Annotated in this window: 12 protein-coding genes; 5 read left to right on the top strand and 7 right to left on the bottom strand. The window is 64.7% G+C overall.

The window, feature by feature from the left end:
- On the bottom strand, nucleotides 1–837 hold the full coding sequence (locus X265_RS27985) for a universal stress protein (protein ID WP_128967755.1): 837 nt from the start codon (nucleotides 835–837) through the stop codon (nucleotides 1–3).
- Nucleotides 838–1,048: 211 nt separating this feature from the next.
- Between X265_RS27985 and X265_RS27980 the strand changes: the two genes are divergently transcribed.
- Nucleotides 1,049–2,584 (top strand): Do family serine endopeptidase, encoded by a 1,536-nt coding sequence (locus X265_RS27980; RefSeq protein WP_164938829.1) that lies wholly within the window; start codon nucleotides 1,049–1,051, stop codon nucleotides 2,582–2,584.
- Between the two features lie 271 nt (nucleotides 2,585–2,855).
- A complete protein-coding gene (locus tag X265_RS27975; RefSeq protein ID WP_164938828.1) occupies nucleotides 2,856–3,218 on the top strand; it encodes a hypothetical protein in 363 nt (120 codons plus the stop codon).
- Between the two features lie 12 nt (nucleotides 3,219–3,230).
- Here the strand turns inward: X265_RS27975 and X265_RS27970 are convergent, their stop codons facing one another.
- A complete protein-coding gene (locus tag X265_RS27970) occupies nucleotides 3,231–3,524 on the bottom strand; it encodes a DUF6496 domain-containing protein (protein WP_128967753.1) in 294 nt (97 codons plus the stop codon).
- 74 nt (nucleotides 3,525–3,598) lie between these two features.
- Nucleotides 3,599–3,793, bottom strand: coding sequence for a DUF3072 domain-containing protein (locus tag X265_RS27965; RefSeq protein ID WP_128967752.1), 195 nt, complete (start codon nucleotides 3,791–3,793; stop codon nucleotides 3,599–3,601).
- Nucleotides 3,794–3,908: 115 nt separating this feature from the next.
- On the opposite strand from X265_RS27965, the gene X265_RS27960 reads away from it, so the two are divergent.
- The gene (locus X265_RS27960; RefSeq protein ID WP_128969440.1) at nucleotides 3,909–4,118 is read left to right on the top strand and encodes a hypothetical protein; all 210 of its coding nucleotides are present in this window, start codon (nucleotides 3,909–3,911) and stop codon (nucleotides 4,116–4,118) included.
- A gap of 321 nt (nucleotides 4,119–4,439) precedes the next feature.
- Here the strand turns inward: X265_RS27960 and X265_RS27950 are convergent, their stop codons facing one another.
- Together X265_RS27950 and X265_RS27945 are read right to left on the bottom strand one after the other, a co-directional pair.
- On the bottom strand, nucleotides 4,440–4,685 hold the full coding sequence (locus tag X265_RS27950; protein ID WP_128967750.1) for a hypothetical protein: 246 nt from the start codon (nucleotides 4,683–4,685) through the stop codon (nucleotides 4,440–4,442).
- 92 nt (nucleotides 4,686–4,777) lie between these two features.
- Nucleotides 4,778–4,981, bottom strand: coding sequence for a hypothetical protein (locus tag X265_RS27945; protein WP_245478045.1), 204 nt, complete (start codon nucleotides 4,979–4,981; stop codon nucleotides 4,778–4,780).
- A gap of 219 nt (nucleotides 4,982–5,200) precedes the next feature.
- On the opposite strand from X265_RS27945, the gene X265_RS27940 reads away from it, so the two are divergent.
- On the top strand, nucleotides 5,201–5,422 hold the full coding sequence (locus X265_RS27940) for a hypothetical protein (protein WP_128967748.1): 222 nt from the start codon (nucleotides 5,201–5,203) through the stop codon (nucleotides 5,420–5,422).
- Here X265_RS27940 and X265_RS27935 read toward each other — a convergent pair.
- Both X265_RS27935 and X265_RS27930 read right to left on the bottom strand, forming a co-directional pair.
- Nucleotides 5,419–6,912, bottom strand: coding sequence for an HWE histidine kinase domain-containing protein (locus X265_RS27935; protein WP_128967747.1), 1,494 nt, complete (start codon nucleotides 6,910–6,912; stop codon nucleotides 5,419–5,421). The genes X265_RS27940 and X265_RS27935 overlap by 4 nt on opposite strands.
- A gap of 13 nt (nucleotides 6,913–6,925) precedes the next feature.
- The gene (locus tag X265_RS27930; RefSeq protein WP_128967746.1) at nucleotides 6,926–13,216 is read right to left on the bottom strand and encodes a HAMP domain-containing protein; all 6,291 of its coding nucleotides are present in this window, start codon (nucleotides 13,214–13,216) and stop codon (nucleotides 6,926–6,928) included.
- 282 nt (nucleotides 13,217–13,498) lie between these two features.
- Here X265_RS27930 and X265_RS27925 point away from each other — a divergent pair, with 282 nt between their 5' ends.
- On the top strand, nucleotides 13,499–13,789 hold the full coding sequence (locus tag X265_RS27925; protein ID WP_128967745.1) for a hypothetical protein: 291 nt from the start codon (nucleotides 13,499–13,501) through the stop codon (nucleotides 13,787–13,789).

Here is a 13,789-nt window from a genome sequence, read left to right as displayed (position 1 = left end):
CTAGTGCGACATCAGCGTGGGGATCGTCATCGCTTCCAGCATCGCCCGGGTGACGCCGCCGAGAAAGCGCTCCTGCAGTCGGGAGTGGCCGTAGCCGCCCATCACCAGCACGTCCAGATTCTCGTCGGCCGCCAGCGACAGGATGGTCGGCTGAATATCGGCGCGCGAGGCCGACAGGCTCACCGTGCGGGTCGACAGGCCGCGGCGTCCGAGATGTTTGGCCAGATTGTTTGCCGAAGCGTCGCCGGGAGCGGTGTCGGACTCGTTGATCGAAATGATCACGATATCCTCGGCGCGCGCCAAAAAAGTCGCTGCATCGCGCACCGCACGCGCCGCGACGCGGCTGCCGTCCCAGCAGATGCCGATCCGGCTCGCCTTGAAGGCGCCCCGGAACGTATAGGGCAGGAACAGGACCGGTCCGCCCGCCTGAAACAGAATCTCGCGGGGCACGTCGTTGTCGAACGAAACCTGTTCGGGATCCGGCTGAAGCACGACGCTGAGGTCGTGCAGCCGGGCCATGTCGCCGAGGGACGCGGCCGCATCCACCGGAATCTCGCCGAGCGCGTGACAGGTACAGGATAGATCGGCGTGCGCCGCTTCGCTCTTGAACACTGCGAGCGCCGCCTCGGCCCGCTCCACCGCACGCTCGCGTTCCATCTCGAACACGGCCGCCACCGCCGCGCCGCCTTCCATCACATAGGCCGTGCTGCTGGCGACATAGCCGATCGCGACCGCATCGACATGGGCGTTGAGGGTGGCCGCAAGCGAGATGGAGCCATCGACCACCGCGCGCATCGGCCGCTCGGTCGGGATGTGGACGAGAATATCTTTGTACATGGGGGCGCCTCCGATGGACATCATTCGATCGACGCAGCTTTTCACGGCGGGCAGGGCTCGCGTTGAGCTGCATCAAATGTAGGGTGCGGATCTTGCCTGCGGCGACCGGGCACACCTTCTTTGCCAAGAATTAATCGGGCGGACGGGACGTCGTAAGGTGGCAATGACCATGTTCGGTGCAAGGCGACTTACCCAACATGGAGATTTCGACATGAAAGATCCCGTCCACTCCGACATCACGACACCCCGCAGGATTCTGAAGCCGCGCCGGCTGGCGCTGCTCGGCACCGTGGCCGCGCTTGGCGTGGCGGTGCTGGCGGCTTCTCCCGTTTCAAAGCCGTTCGGCGTCAGCTCCCTGATCTCGCCGGCACAGGCCACCGAAAGCGCGGCAACGCCGGCTGGCTTCGGCGACCTCGTCAGCAAGGTCAAGCCCGCCGTCATCTCCGTCCGGGTGAAGATCGACCAGGACAACGACAAGAGCGCGTTGCTGCAGCAAAATCGCATGAACCAGGACGAGGACTCGCCGTTCGACCAGTTCTCGCGGCAGTTCGGTTTCCGCTTCCCCGATGGGATGAACGGCATGCCGCGCCAGCGCCACCAGGTGATCACGGGCGAAGGCTCCGGCTTCTTCATCTCGGCCGACGGTTACGCGGTGACCAACAACCATGTCGTCGATCACGCCGAGTCGGTTCAGGTGACGACGGACGACGGCACCATCTACACCGCGAAAGTCGTCGGCACCGATCCAAAGACCGATCTCGCGCTGATCAAGGTCGATGGCAAGAAAGATTTTCCGTTCGTGAAGTTCTCCGACCAGAAGCCGCGGATCGGCGACTGGGTGGTCGCAGTCGGCAATCCCTTCGGCCTCGGTGGCACCGTGACCGCCGGCATCGTCTCGGCCAGCGGCCGCGACATCGGCAACGGGCCCTATGACGATTTCATCCAGATCGATGCGCCCATCAACAAGGGTAATTCCGGCGGTCCGGCCTTCGACATGAACGGCAACGTGATCGGCGTGAACACCGCGATCTACTCGCCGTCGGGCGGCTCGGTCGGCATCGGTTTCGACATTCCGGCTTCGACCGCCAAGCTCGTCGTTGCCCAGCTGAAGGACAAGGGCGCCGTCACCCGCGGCTGGCTGGGCGTGCAGGTGCAGCCGGTGACCGCGGAGATCGCCGACAGTCTCGGCCTCAAGACGGCGCGCGGCGCGATCGTTGACACCCCGCAGGACGGCAGTCCGGCGGCGAAGGCCGGCATCGAGGCGGGCGACGTCATCACCGCCGTCAACGGCACCGCCATCAAGGACTCCCGCGATCTCGCCCGCACCATTGCGGCCCTGGCGCCGGGGACGTCCGTGAAGCTCGATGTCGTCCACAAGGGCGATACCAAGACGGTGACGCTGGCGCTCGGCGAGCTGCCGAATGAGCGGCAGGCCAAGGCCGATGATGGCAAGACGCAAGCGGCTCCCGGTACGCCGCGTCTCGGCCTCAGCCTGGCGCCGGCCGGTGACGTCCAGGGCGCCGGCCAGAAGGGCGTCGTGGTCACCGAGGTCGATCCGCAGGGACCGGCGGCGCAACATGGCATCCAGACCGGCGACGTCATCCTCAACGTTGGCGGCAAGGCCGTCGCCAATGTCGGCGACGTCCGTTCCGAGCTGGCGCAGGCCAAGTCGTCCGGCAAGAAAAGCGTGCTGTTGCAGGTGAAGAGCGCCGAGGCGATGCGCTTCGTCGCGGTGCCGCTCGCCTGATCGTTCAAGCATCGGCAAGTCGAAAGGCGGCCTACCGGGCCGCCTTTTTCATGGGCAGCTGCGGGATGCCCACAGGCCGGCGATAACATTCTCGTTAACGGCAGTAACGGTGACAGGTTCGTCCGAAAAAGCCGCGTTCGCTCGTCAGACTTCGAAAATCGCGCGTGCACCTGGAGGCAATGAGGCCGCCGGGGCAGATCACAGGGTGGAACTTTCGGACCTCCGGTTGCTTGTGGAACCGGCCGATGGTTCGCATTTGATCGGTGCCGACATGGATCGATTGAAGCTCTCGCTGAAGCTTGCGCTGCTCGCAGCGCCTCTCGTGCTGTCGACCGGAACTGCCCTGGGGCGCGATGACGGCCGCTTCGCCGACTCGCCGCTAAAGCCCTGGTTCGACAGCTTGCGCAGTCATCTTGGTCCGTGCTGCTCGGATGCCGATGGTGTCGCCGTGGCCGATCCCGACTGGGACTCGCACAATGGGCACTACCGGGTCCGCCTCGATGGGGAATGGGTCGAGGTGCCCGACGAAGCCGTCATCACCGAACCGAACCGCGCTGGCCGCACCATGGTCTGGCCGGTCAAGACGGCGTTCGGCGTTTCGATTCGATGCTTCATGCCGGGCAGCATGATCTGACGCCAAGTGGCATCACCGCTTGGCGGATTTGCGCTTCGAGCTCTTCTTCCTGGACGTCTTCTTCTTTGATGTCTTCTTTGATGTCTTCTTGGAGGTCTTTCGCTTCGACGCCTTCTTCGGCACCTTCTTGCCCTTCTTGCGCGCCTTCGAGAGGCCGATCGCGATCGCCTGCTTGCGGCTCTTCACGCGTCCGCCGCGACCGCCGCGTCCGCTCTTGGCGGTGCCCTTCTTGTAGCGGCGCATTTCGCTCTCGACATCACTGCCGGAACTGCGCGAGTAGCGGCGCTTCTTTGCCTTGCGTGCCATCAAGTCTCTCCCTTCGCCCTGGGAAAGAACCGTATTGCTGACGCAACGTTCCAAGCGTGCCGGTCACCGGCCCCTCAGAAGGAGTTCGCGAGTTCGATCTCGGCTTCGAGCACCTGGATGCGGCGCGCGGCTTCGGCAAAGGAGAGACCTCGGTCGTATTGTGCGGGCTGGTAGGCCTCCTCGCTCAACCGCTTCAGCCGCAGCCCTTGGGCGCGGGTCATCTGCTCCATGAGAAAAGCCTTGGCGTCGTATTTACCCTGAACCTGCATCTTCGTTCTCCGTCCTGAATTCGTGGCTTGACTATATGTTCTTATTTTGTTCTAACAAGCCATGGACAACAGAATTAATGAAATTCGTCGCAAGATCAGCGCCTTGAGGCTGGAAATGGCCGATGTCGAGGCGTCCGTGCGCGATCTCGTCAATCGCGATCGCGACTGCGCTGAACGTGCCCAGGCGCAGATCGATCTGCGCCGGAAACTGGGCCTGTTGATCAGCGAATGGAAGGCTGCAGGTGGAGGCGGGGTGTTGCCTGACATTCGCGACAAAGGGCGTCTTCGTCCATTGAAGAGCGAGGGCAGGCTAGCACGCCGCTGAGGCTCTGTGCGACCATTGATGGAGGGCGACGGTAGTGGACGAAGACCCGGACACTTACCGGATTCTGAAGCTGCGCGCCGAGATCCTCGAGTTGGGATCCGCCATCCGGCAGTTGCAGCGCGAGGGCCTCGATGATGCCGCGGCCCAGCTCCTGATTGCGCGCAAGCGGGCTCGGCTCGATCTTCTCTTGAGGACGGCCCCCTCAGCCGGCCGCCCTAACATAACTGACATCCGACACAGCTGAAGCGGTCGCGCAACGCGAGATGCCGGATGCCGAAGTGGCAGGCCCCGCTTTCGCGGGGCCCTGAGCTTCCCGCGACCTTACTTGGTGTTGCTCGGGGTGCCCGTGTTGTTCTTGTTCGTCATGGTGCCGCCCTGGTCGGAGCCGGGGCCGGAGCCGCCCTGTCCGGACGGGTCGCTGCCCTTGGACTTCATGTTGGCGCCCGTCGTCGTCTGCGACATCGAGGAGTGATGATGCTTCTTGTGCGACTTGGCCTGCGCGGCGAACGGCGCGGCGGCAAGGCCGGTTGCCAACATCACGGCGAGAGCGAGCTTGGTCGTCTTCATGTGGGGGACTCCCTGGGTTGAATTGACGCAGGCAGCCAACCGCCATCTGCGCCAGGAGTTCCCAACAAAGCTTTGCACGCGTGTCGCGCGCTTCAAGATTCCTTGTCTCCGTCGAGAATGAAGACGACGCCCGTCAGCGCGGCACCGATGGCAAATGTCGTCACCATCGTGACGACAAAAACCAAGTCGGCCGCGCTGCCGCCGTGATTCAGCAATTCCGCGACCGCGGGATTGGCCAATATCAGCGTGAACGTGAAGACCAGACCGAGCGCCGCGCCCATCATCGCATGCGTCATCAACTGGATGATGCCGGTCGGAGAGATCAGACTTGATGTCCTGTTTGGCGACCTGTTTGGCGATTTTTTTGCGCGCATGGAACTGCCGATCGATCTGGCATGCAAACGCGCGCGGCAATCGCCGGTTCCAAAGAGCATGAAGGAATTGTCATCCGCCGCTTCATCCGACGTTCATGCCCGGTTTGCGAGGATCGATGCCGTCAACACGGAACGTTCGCTATGGGAAAAGTGGTCTTTCTCTATCGCTCGCTGGCCTATCGTCATGCCGCCGCCGACATCTTGCGCAAGGCGCGCAAGCTCCCCCGCGGCGCGGAGCGCAGTGCCGCCTGCCGCTATGCGACCGCGTTGCGCGATCTCGCGCAAACGGAAGCCTGGCTCGAAGGGCGTGTCGCCGATGAACCGCGGCCGATGCCGCGACTGAAGGCCGCCGCGTCGCGCTAGCCCGATGCGCGCTGCAGCTCGGGAGAGGTGCTGGCCTCGAACCTGTCCTGCGCCGCCGATGTTGCCGCGCTCTTGCGCGTCAACGGCACCTCGAGAAGGCACAACAGGCCCTCCGATCGCCAGTCGAAATGCGCCTGTCCGCCGAGCTGGGATTCGACGCTGGCCAGCAGGCTTCTCGTTCCGAAGCCACGCGATTTCGGCGTCCTGACCAGCGGCCCGCCGGTCTCCTCCCAGCTCAGCGTCAGAAGGTCGTTCTCGACCTGCCAGTCGATCGCGAGCCGTCCCGACCGCGTCGAAAGCGCGCCATACTTCGCCGAATTGGTGAAGAGCTCGTGCAGCGCCAGCGCCAGGGTCTGGGCGGTCGCCGGCAGCAGCTGGACTGCGGGCCCGGCCAGCTTGACCTGTCCTCCGGGCGAATAGGGCGCAAGCTCTTCGTCGATCAGCTTGGAGAGCTCGGCGCCCTGCCAGCTCGACAGCGACAGGATGGTGTGGACGCGAGCGAGCGCATTGATGCGCCCTTCGACCGCATCGACATAGGCCTTCACCTCGTCGGCGCGGGTGAGACGCACGATCGACTGTGCCAGCGCCAGCGCGTTCTTGGCGCGGTGATCGACTTCGCGCGCCAGCAGGTTCTGCCGTTCCTCGGCGCGCTTGCGTTCGGTGATGTCGACGGTGACGCCGCTCACCCGCACCACACGACCGTTCGGATCTGCGGTTGCGGCCGCGGTCCCGACGCACCAACGCACCTCGCCGTCGGGGCGAATGATGCGGAATTCCGTCTCGTAGGCGCGCGTGCCCTTGTTGAACTCGGCGATCGCCTTGCGCAGCTGATCGACGTCGTCGGGATGCAGCAGCGCCTGCACGTTGGCGGGATTGACCTCGAAACTCTCCGGGCTCACGCCGAAAATGCGGTACTGCCCGTCGTCCCACATCCAGTCGCCGCTGACCCAGTCCCAGTCCCAGGATCCCATCTTGCCGGCGGCAATCGCCATGCTGCGCCGTTCCTCGCTCTCGCGCAGCTTCGCGGTGGAGTTCTCGAGCTCGGCCGTGCGGGCGCGGACGCGATCCTCCAGATCCTGGTTCAGCCGTTCGAGCTCCCGCGTCTTGCGATAGAGCTCGGCAAACACCTTAACCTTGGCGCGCAGCACCTCCGGCACGACGGGAACGGGCACGTAATCCACCGCGCCCATCTCGTAGCCGCGCAACCGGTCGATGTCGCTGACTTGAATCGCCGAGATGAAGATCATCGCGGTCTTCTGGAACCGTGGATGCTCGCGGATCATCGCTGCGAGCTCGAAGCCGTCGAGCTCGGGCATGCAGACGTCGACCAGGATCACCGCGATCTCGGTCTTGAGCAGAACCTCCAGCGCCTCGCGGCCGGACGAGGCGATCACGAGGTTTTCGCCGAGGTCCTTCAGGATCACTTCGTAGGCGAGCAGCTTGGCCGGCTGGTCGTCGACGAGGAGGATATTGACCTTCTCATGGTCCATTCGCGGATACCACTCAGCGATGCAGCCACATGCGGATCGCAAGCAGCAATTGATCGGTGTTGACAGGCTTTGCGAGATAGTCGGACGCTCCTGCCTCCAGGCATTTCTCGCGGTCGCCCTTCATCGCCTTCGCCGTCAGTGCGATGATCGGCAGGCGGAGGAAGGCCGGGTTCTCCCGGATCACGCCGATGGTCTGATAGCCATCCATCTGCGGCATCATGATGTCCATCAGCACGATGGCGATCTCCGGGTTGGATTCGACCAGCGCGACCGCCTCGCGGCCCGTCGTCGCCGTCAGCACCTTCATGCCGCGCCGTTCCAACACGCTCGAGAGCGCGAAGATGTTACGGGCATCGTCGTCGACGAGCAGCGCGGTCTTGCCGATCAGGTCTTCGTCGGAACTGTTCAGCTTCTCCAGCATGCGCTGCTTCTCGACCGGCAGCTCCGTGATCACGCGATGCAGGAACAATGCGGTTTCGTCGAGCAGGCGTTCGGGCGATTCCACGCCCTTGACCACGATGCTGCGCGCCATGGTGTGGAGCTCGGCATCTTCTTCGGCCGACAGCTCGCGACCGGTGAACACCACCACGGGAACATTCGACAGCGCCTCGTCGCGCCGGATCTGATCTAGCACCTCGAAGCCGCTCATGTCCGGTAGCCTGAGATCGAGCACCACGCAATCGCAGGGCGCCTCGCGCAGCGTCGAGAGCGCGCCGGCGCCGGTGTCGGTGGTCACGATCTCGATGTCGTCGTGATGCAGCAGCTCCCGGATCGACATCTGCTCGGCCTCGTTGTCCTCGACGATCAGCAGCCGCTTGCGCCGCGGCCGCGCATATTCCTTGATCTGCGTCAGCGCGGCCGCCACACCTTCGGTCGTGGTCGGCTTGTTGACGAAGGAGAAGGCGCCGCGGGCCAGCGCATGCTGACGGTCCTCGTCCAGCGTGATGATCTGCACCGGGATGTGGCGCGTCAGCGGGTTGTGCTTGAGCTGGCTCAGCACCGTCCAGCCGAGCATGTCGGGCAGGAACACGTCGAGCGAGACCGCGCGCGGCTGGTACTGCTTGGCGAGCTCCAGCGCTTCGGCGCCGCGCGCCGCGACGAGCACCTTGAAGCCCTTGTCGCGGGCAAGGTCGACCAGGATCCGGGCATAATGCGGATCGTCCTCGACGATCAAAAGGATGCTGTCGCCGGGATCGAGATTGAGCCGATCGTCGGGCAGCTGCTCGACGACGCGCTGCTGTTCCGGTGCGGCCGGCTGCAGCGCGGGCGGCTGATGTTGCGGCGCCGGCGCGGCGCGCGGCGCCAGCGTCGGGCCGGAATATTTCAGCGGCAGATAGAGCGTGAAGGTCGAGCCCTTGCCCGGCGAGCTGCGCAGGTGGATTTCGCCGCCGAGCAGGCTCGCAAGCTCGCGGCTGATGGCGAGGCCGAGACCGGTGCCGCCATATTTGCGGCTGGTGCCGGCATCCGCCTGCTGGAACGCCTCGAAGATCAGCTTCTGCTTCTCCAGGGGAATGCCGATGCCGGTATCGGAGACCTCGAAGGCAATCACGGCCGGCGCGGAGTTCAGCACCGGATGATCCGTGCCCCAGCCGCCGAGGGCGCCGGCGACCTTCAACCGCACTTCGCCTTCGGCGGTGAACTTGAAGGCGTTGGAAAGCAGGTTCTTCAGCACCTGCTGCAAGCGCTTGGAGTCGGTGACGATGCTGCGGGCGAGATTCGGATCAACGTCGATCTTGAACGACAGGTTGCGGTTCTCGGCTTCATGCCGGAACGGCCGTCCGACCGTCTCGAGCAGGTTCGCGGTGAGGATCTCCTCGGCGTCGACCGTCACCGTGCCGGATTCGATCTTGGAGAGATCGAGAATGTCGCTGATGAGGTTGAGCAGGTCGGTGCCGGCGCCGTGGATGGTGCGGGCGAATTCGACCTGCTTGGCTGAGAGATTGCCGTCGGGATTGTCGGTGAGCTGCTGTCCGAGGATCAGGATCGAGTTCAGCGGCGTGCGCAGCTCGTGGCTCATATTGGCCAGGAATTCGGACTTGTACTTCGAGGTCAATGCGAGCTCGGTCGCCTTTTCCTCGAGCGCACGGCGGGCCTGCTCGATTTCCTGGTTCTTGCGTTCGACCTCGACGTTGCGTTCGGCGAGCTGCTGCGCCTTCTGCTCGAGCTGGTCGTTGGTCTGCTGCAATTCGCGCTGTTGCGTCTGGAGCTCGCCGGCGAGCTGCTGCGACTGCTTGAGCAGGCCTTCGGTCTGCATCGTCGCTTCGATCGAGTTCAGCACGATGCCGATGGAATCGGTCAGCTGCTCCAGGAACGTCATCTGCGACGTCGTGAAGGAGGTGAGCGAAGCCAACTCGATCACCGCCTTCACCTGCCCCTCGAACAGAACCGGCAGCACCACGAGGTTCTTCGGGGCGACGCGGAGCAGCGCGGAGTTGATCGGCACGACATCGGCAGGGATGTCGGCGACCATGCGCGGGCGCCTGTCGACCGCACACTGGCCGATCAGGCCTTCGCCGAACTGCAGCACGCGCTGGTAGGGATAGACGCCGTCGCCGGCATAGGAGGCGAGCAGCAGGAGCTGCGGATTGTCCTCGCTCTCGACCTGGTAGATCACGCCGGTATGCGCGTTCACCAGCGGCGACAATTCGGTGAGCAGCAGTCGGCCCACGGTCGCGAGGTCGCGCTGGCCCTGCAGCATGTTGGTGAACTTGGCGAGGTTGGTCTTGAGCCAATCCTGCTCGGTGTTCAGCTCCGTCGTCAGACGGAGATTGGTGATCATGGTGTTGATGTTGTCTTTCAGCTCGGCCACCTCGCCGCGGGCGTCGACCTGGATCGATCGCGTCAAATCGCCCTTGGTCACGGCGGTCGCGACTTCCGCGATCGCGCGCACCTGCGAGGTGAGGTTGGCCGCGAGCAGGTTGACGTTGCCGGTGAGGTCCTTCCAGGTGCCGGCCGCGCCGGGCACGTTGGCCTGGCCGCCGAGCCGGCCTTCGACGCCGACCTCACGCGCCACCGACGTCACCTGGTCGGCGAAGGTCGCAAGCGTCTCCGTCATGTTGTTGATGGTGTCGGCGAGCGCGGCGACCTCGCCCTTCGACTTCACGGTGAGGTTCTGCTTGAGATCGCCGTTGGCGACGGCGGTCACCACCTTGACGATGCCGCGCACCTGTTCGGTCAGGTTCGCCGCCATGAAGTTGACGGTGTCGGTCAGATCCTTCCAGGTGCCGGCGACGCCGGGCACCTGGGCCTGGCCGCCCAGCTTGCCCTCGGTGCCGACCTCGCGCGCCACGCGCGTCACTTCGCCGGCGAACGCGTTGAGCTGGTCCACCATGGTGTTGATGGTGTTCTTGAGCTCGAGGATTTCGCCCTTCACGTCCACGGTGATCTTGCGCGACAAGTCGCCGCGTGCCACGGCGGTGGTGACCTCGGCGATGTTGCGAACCTGTGTGGTGAGGTTCGCGGCCAGCAGGTTGACGTTGTCGGTGAGATCCTTCCAGGTGCCGCCGACGCCGGGCACCACGGCCTGACCGCCGAGCCGGCCTTCGGTGCCGACCTCGCGCGCCACGCGCGTCACTTCGGCGGCGAAGGAGCGGAGCTGCTCCACCATGGTGTTGAGGGTGTCCTTCAGCAGCAGGATCTCGCCGCGGACGTCCACCGTGATCTTCTTGGAGAGGTCGCCGCCGGCGATGGCGGTCGCGACCTCGGCGATGTTGCGGACCTGGGCGGTCAGGTTCGATGCCATGAAGTTGACGTTGTCGGTGAGATCCTTCCAGGTGCCGGCGACGCCGGGCACTTCGGCCTGGCCGCCGAGCTTGCCTTCGGTGCCGACCTCGCGCGCCACGCGCGTGACTTCGCCGGCAAAGCCGTTGAGCTGGTCCACCATGGTGTTGATGGTGTTCTTCAGCTCGAGGATTTCGCCCTTCACGTCCACGGTGATCTTGCGCGACAAGTCGCCGCGCGCCACGGCGGTCGTGACCTCGGCGATGTTGCGGACCTGGGCGGTGAGGTTGCCCGCCATCGAGTTGACGGAGTCGGTGAGGTCCTTCCAGGTGCCGGCGACACCGGGCACGTTGGCCTGACCGCCGAGGCGGCCTTCGGTGCCGACCTCGCGCGCCACGCGGGTGACCTCGCCCGCGAAGCGGTTGAGCTGGTCGACCATCGTGTTGAGGGTGTCCTTCAGCTGAAGGATCTCGCCGCGCACGTCCACCGTGATCTTGCGTGACAGGTCGCCGCCGGCGATCGCGGTTGCGACTTCGGCGATGTTGCGGACCTGGGCGGTGAGGTTGCCCGCCATCGAGTTCACGGAGTCCGTCAAGTCCTTCCAGGTGCCGGCGACGCCGGGCACGTCGGCCTGACCACCGAGTTTGCCGTCGGTGCCGACCTCGCGCGCGACGCGCGTGACTTCGCCCGCGAACGCATTGAGCTGGTCGACCATGGTGTTGAGCGTTTCCTTCAGCTGAAGGATTTCGCCGGAGACGTTCACCGTGATCTTCTTCGACAAATCGCCCTTGGCGACCGCGGTCGCGACTTCGGCGATGTTGCGAACCTGGCCGGTCAGGTTCGAGGCCATCGAGTTCACGGAATCGGTCAAGTCCTTCCACGTGCCGCCGACACCCCGCACGACGGCCTGGCCGCCGAGCTTGCCTTCGGTGCCGACCTCGCGCGCGACGCGCGTCACTTCGCCGGCGAACGCATTGAGCTGGTCCACCATGGTGTTGATGGTGTCCTTCAGCTCCAGGATCTCGCCACGGACGTCCACGGTGATCTTCTTGGAGAGGTCGCCGCCGGCGACCGCCGTCGTCACTTCGGCGATGTTGCGGACCTGAGCCGTCAGGTTCGAGGCCATCGAGTTGACGCTCTCGGTGAGGTCCTTCCAAGTGCCGGCGACGCCGAGCACATTGGCCTGGCCGCCGAGCCGGCCCTCGGTGCCGACTTCGCGCGCCACGCGCGTGACTTCGCCGGCAAAGGCGTTGAGCTGGTCCACCATGGTGTTGAGCGTTTCCTTCAGCTGAAGGATTTCGCCCGAGACGTTGACGGTGATCTTCTTGGACAAGTCGCCGCCGGCGATCGCGGTGGCGACGTCGGCGATGTTGCGGACCTGCGCGGTCAGGTTCGAGGCCATGAAGTTGACGTTGTCGGTGAGATCCTTCCAGGTGCCGGCGACACCGGGCACCTGGGCCTGGCCGCCGAGCTTGCCTTCGGTGCCGACCTCGCGCGCGACGCGCGTCACTTCGGAGGCGAAGGAGTTGAGCTGGTCCACCATGGTGTTGATGGTGTCCTTGAGTTCCAGGATTTCGCCGCGCACGTCCACGGTGATCTTGCGCGAGAGGTCGCCGCGCGCCACGGCCGTGGTGACGTTGGCGATGTTGCGGACCTGAGCGGTCAGGTTGCCGCACATCGCGTTCACGGAGTCGGTCAAATCCTTCCAGGTCCCGGCGACGCCGGGCACGATCGCCTGGCCGCCCAGCTTGCCGTCGGTGCCGACCTCACGCGCCACGCGCGTCACTTCGGAGGCGAAGGAGCGGAGCTGGTCCACCATCGTGTTGATGGCTTCCTTGAGCTGAAGGATCTCGCCGCGGACGTCGACCGTGATCTTCTTCGACAAGTCGCCGTTGGCCACTGCGATCGTCACCTCGGCGATATTGCGAACCTGATTGGTCAGGTTGTTCGCCATCGAGTTGACGCTCTCGGTCAGGTCTTTCCAGACGCCGGTCACCTCGGGCACCTGGGCCTGGCCACCGAGCTTGCCTTCGGTGCCGACCTCGCGCGCGACGCGCGTCACCTCGGAGGTGAACACGCCGAGCTGCTTGATCATCGTGTTGACGATGGTCGCCGATTGCAGGAATTCACCGCGCAGCGGACGGCCCTCGACGTCGAGCTTGACGGTCTGGAGCAGGTCGCCCTGCGCCACGGCGGCCACGGCGCGGGTCACCTCGCGCGTCGGCCACAAGAGGTCGTCGATCAGCGTGTTGACGGAGCCTTCCATGTCGGCCCAGGAGCCGGAAGCGAGGCCGAACTTCACCCGCTGGCGGGTCTTACCCTCGCGTCCCACCACCTGACCGACCAGCTCGAGCTGCTGCGCCATGCGCTGGTTGGCGGCGATGATTTCGTTGAAGGTGTCGGCAATCTTGCCGTCCATGCCGAGATAGTCCCCGCTCATGCGCACGGAGAAATCGCCGCTGCGCATGGCCTGGAGCGCAAGGAGCAGTTCCGCCCGGGAATCCGGCTCTGACATGCCGTTGGGTTTTGGTTTTGGGACACGACGACCGGAGCGTGATGCTGTTCCGGGATCGAGGTCGCTCATACTGATTCCCCCGCAGGCGTCAGCCAAATCCTATGGCAGGACGCGACTATTCAAAATAGAGCGTCAGCCAAATTCGAAATCAAGCGCCAAGGTTATGACGCGAGGAATTGGAACCTGCCTTGCTCAGCCCAACCAAGATAACGGCGATGATCGCCGTGAGTTCCACCCGTTTCAAAAAACTCCGATGGCGCGCCCTTTCGGTCCGGAATGCCGGCCAAAGGCGCTCGGGAACGGCGGGGGGGCCCCGAGGTTAGCCTCTGGCGAGATACAGGGAGAACGCAGATGAAAGCTGGATTAGCCGTCTTTGCCGGCGTGTTGGTCGCCGCGGGATCTGCCTTTGCGCAGGGGGCACCAAGTGGGCGCGGCGCCGTGACGGGTGATCCGGCGGCCAGCTCCGCCACGCCGCATGCGGGTTCGCAGACGACGGGGACTGCCGCCAAGTCAAACCCCAGTGGTAGCGGCACCTCGACCTCCGGCGGCAAGGATGCCAATGGCGATTCCGGCCGGGACAAGATGCCCGACAGCAATCGGAGCGTCCGCCCGATCGACCAGCAGCATCCAGAGCAAAAGTAA

Origin of the sequence: Bradyrhizobium guangdongense (assembly GCF_004114975.1) — a bacterium.
GTDB classification, from domain to species: Bacteria; Pseudomonadota; Alphaproteobacteria; order Rhizobiales; family Xanthobacteraceae; genus Bradyrhizobium; species Bradyrhizobium guangdongense.
The sequence above is the reverse complement of the archived record's forward strand: the minus strand, read 5'-3'. Positions and strand labels throughout refer to the sequence as shown.

Coding starts and splice junctions, on each gene's coding strand:
- X265_RS27925 (WP_128967745.1), top strand. CDS start 13,499: ATGAAAGCTGGATTAGCCGTCTTTGCCGGCGTGTTGGTCGCCGCGGGA.
- X265_RS27970 (WP_128967753.1), bottom strand. CDS start 3,524: ATGGCACGCAAGGCAAAGAAGCGCCGCTACTCGCGCAGTTCCGGCAGT.
- X265_RS27980 (WP_164938829.1), top strand. CDS start 1,049: ATGAAAGATCCCGTCCACTCCGACATCACGACACCCCGCAGGATTCTG.
- X265_RS27985 (WP_128967755.1), bottom strand. CDS start 837: ATGTACAAAGATATTCTCGTCCACATCCCGACCGAGCGGCCGATGCGC.
- X265_RS27960 (WP_128969440.1), top strand. CDS start 3,909: ATGGCCGATGTCGAGGCGTCCGTGCGCGATCTCGTCAATCGCGATCGC.
- X265_RS27950 (WP_128967750.1), bottom strand. CDS start 4,685: ATGAAGACGACCAAGCTCGCTCTCGCCGTGATGTTGGCAACCGGCCTT.
- X265_RS27930 (WP_128967746.1), bottom strand. CDS start 13,216: ATGAGCGACCTCGATCCCGGAACAGCATCACGCTCCGGTCGTCGTGTC.
- X265_RS27940 (WP_128967748.1), top strand. CDS start 5,201: ATGGGAAAAGTGGTCTTTCTCTATCGCTCGCTGGCCTATCGTCATGCC.
- X265_RS27975 (WP_164938828.1), top strand. CDS start 2,856: ATGGATCGATTGAAGCTCTCGCTGAAGCTTGCGCTGCTCGCAGCGCCT.
- X265_RS27945 (WP_245478045.1), bottom strand. CDS start 4,981: ATGACGCATGCGATGATGGGCGCGGCGCTCGGTCTGGTCTTCACGTTC.
- X265_RS27935 (WP_128967747.1), bottom strand. CDS start 6,912: ATGGACCATGAGAAGGTCAATATCCTCCTCGTCGACGACCAGCCGGCC.
- X265_RS27965 (WP_128967752.1), bottom strand. CDS start 3,793: ATGCAGGTTCAGGGTAAATACGACGCCAAGGCTTTTCTCATGGAGCAG.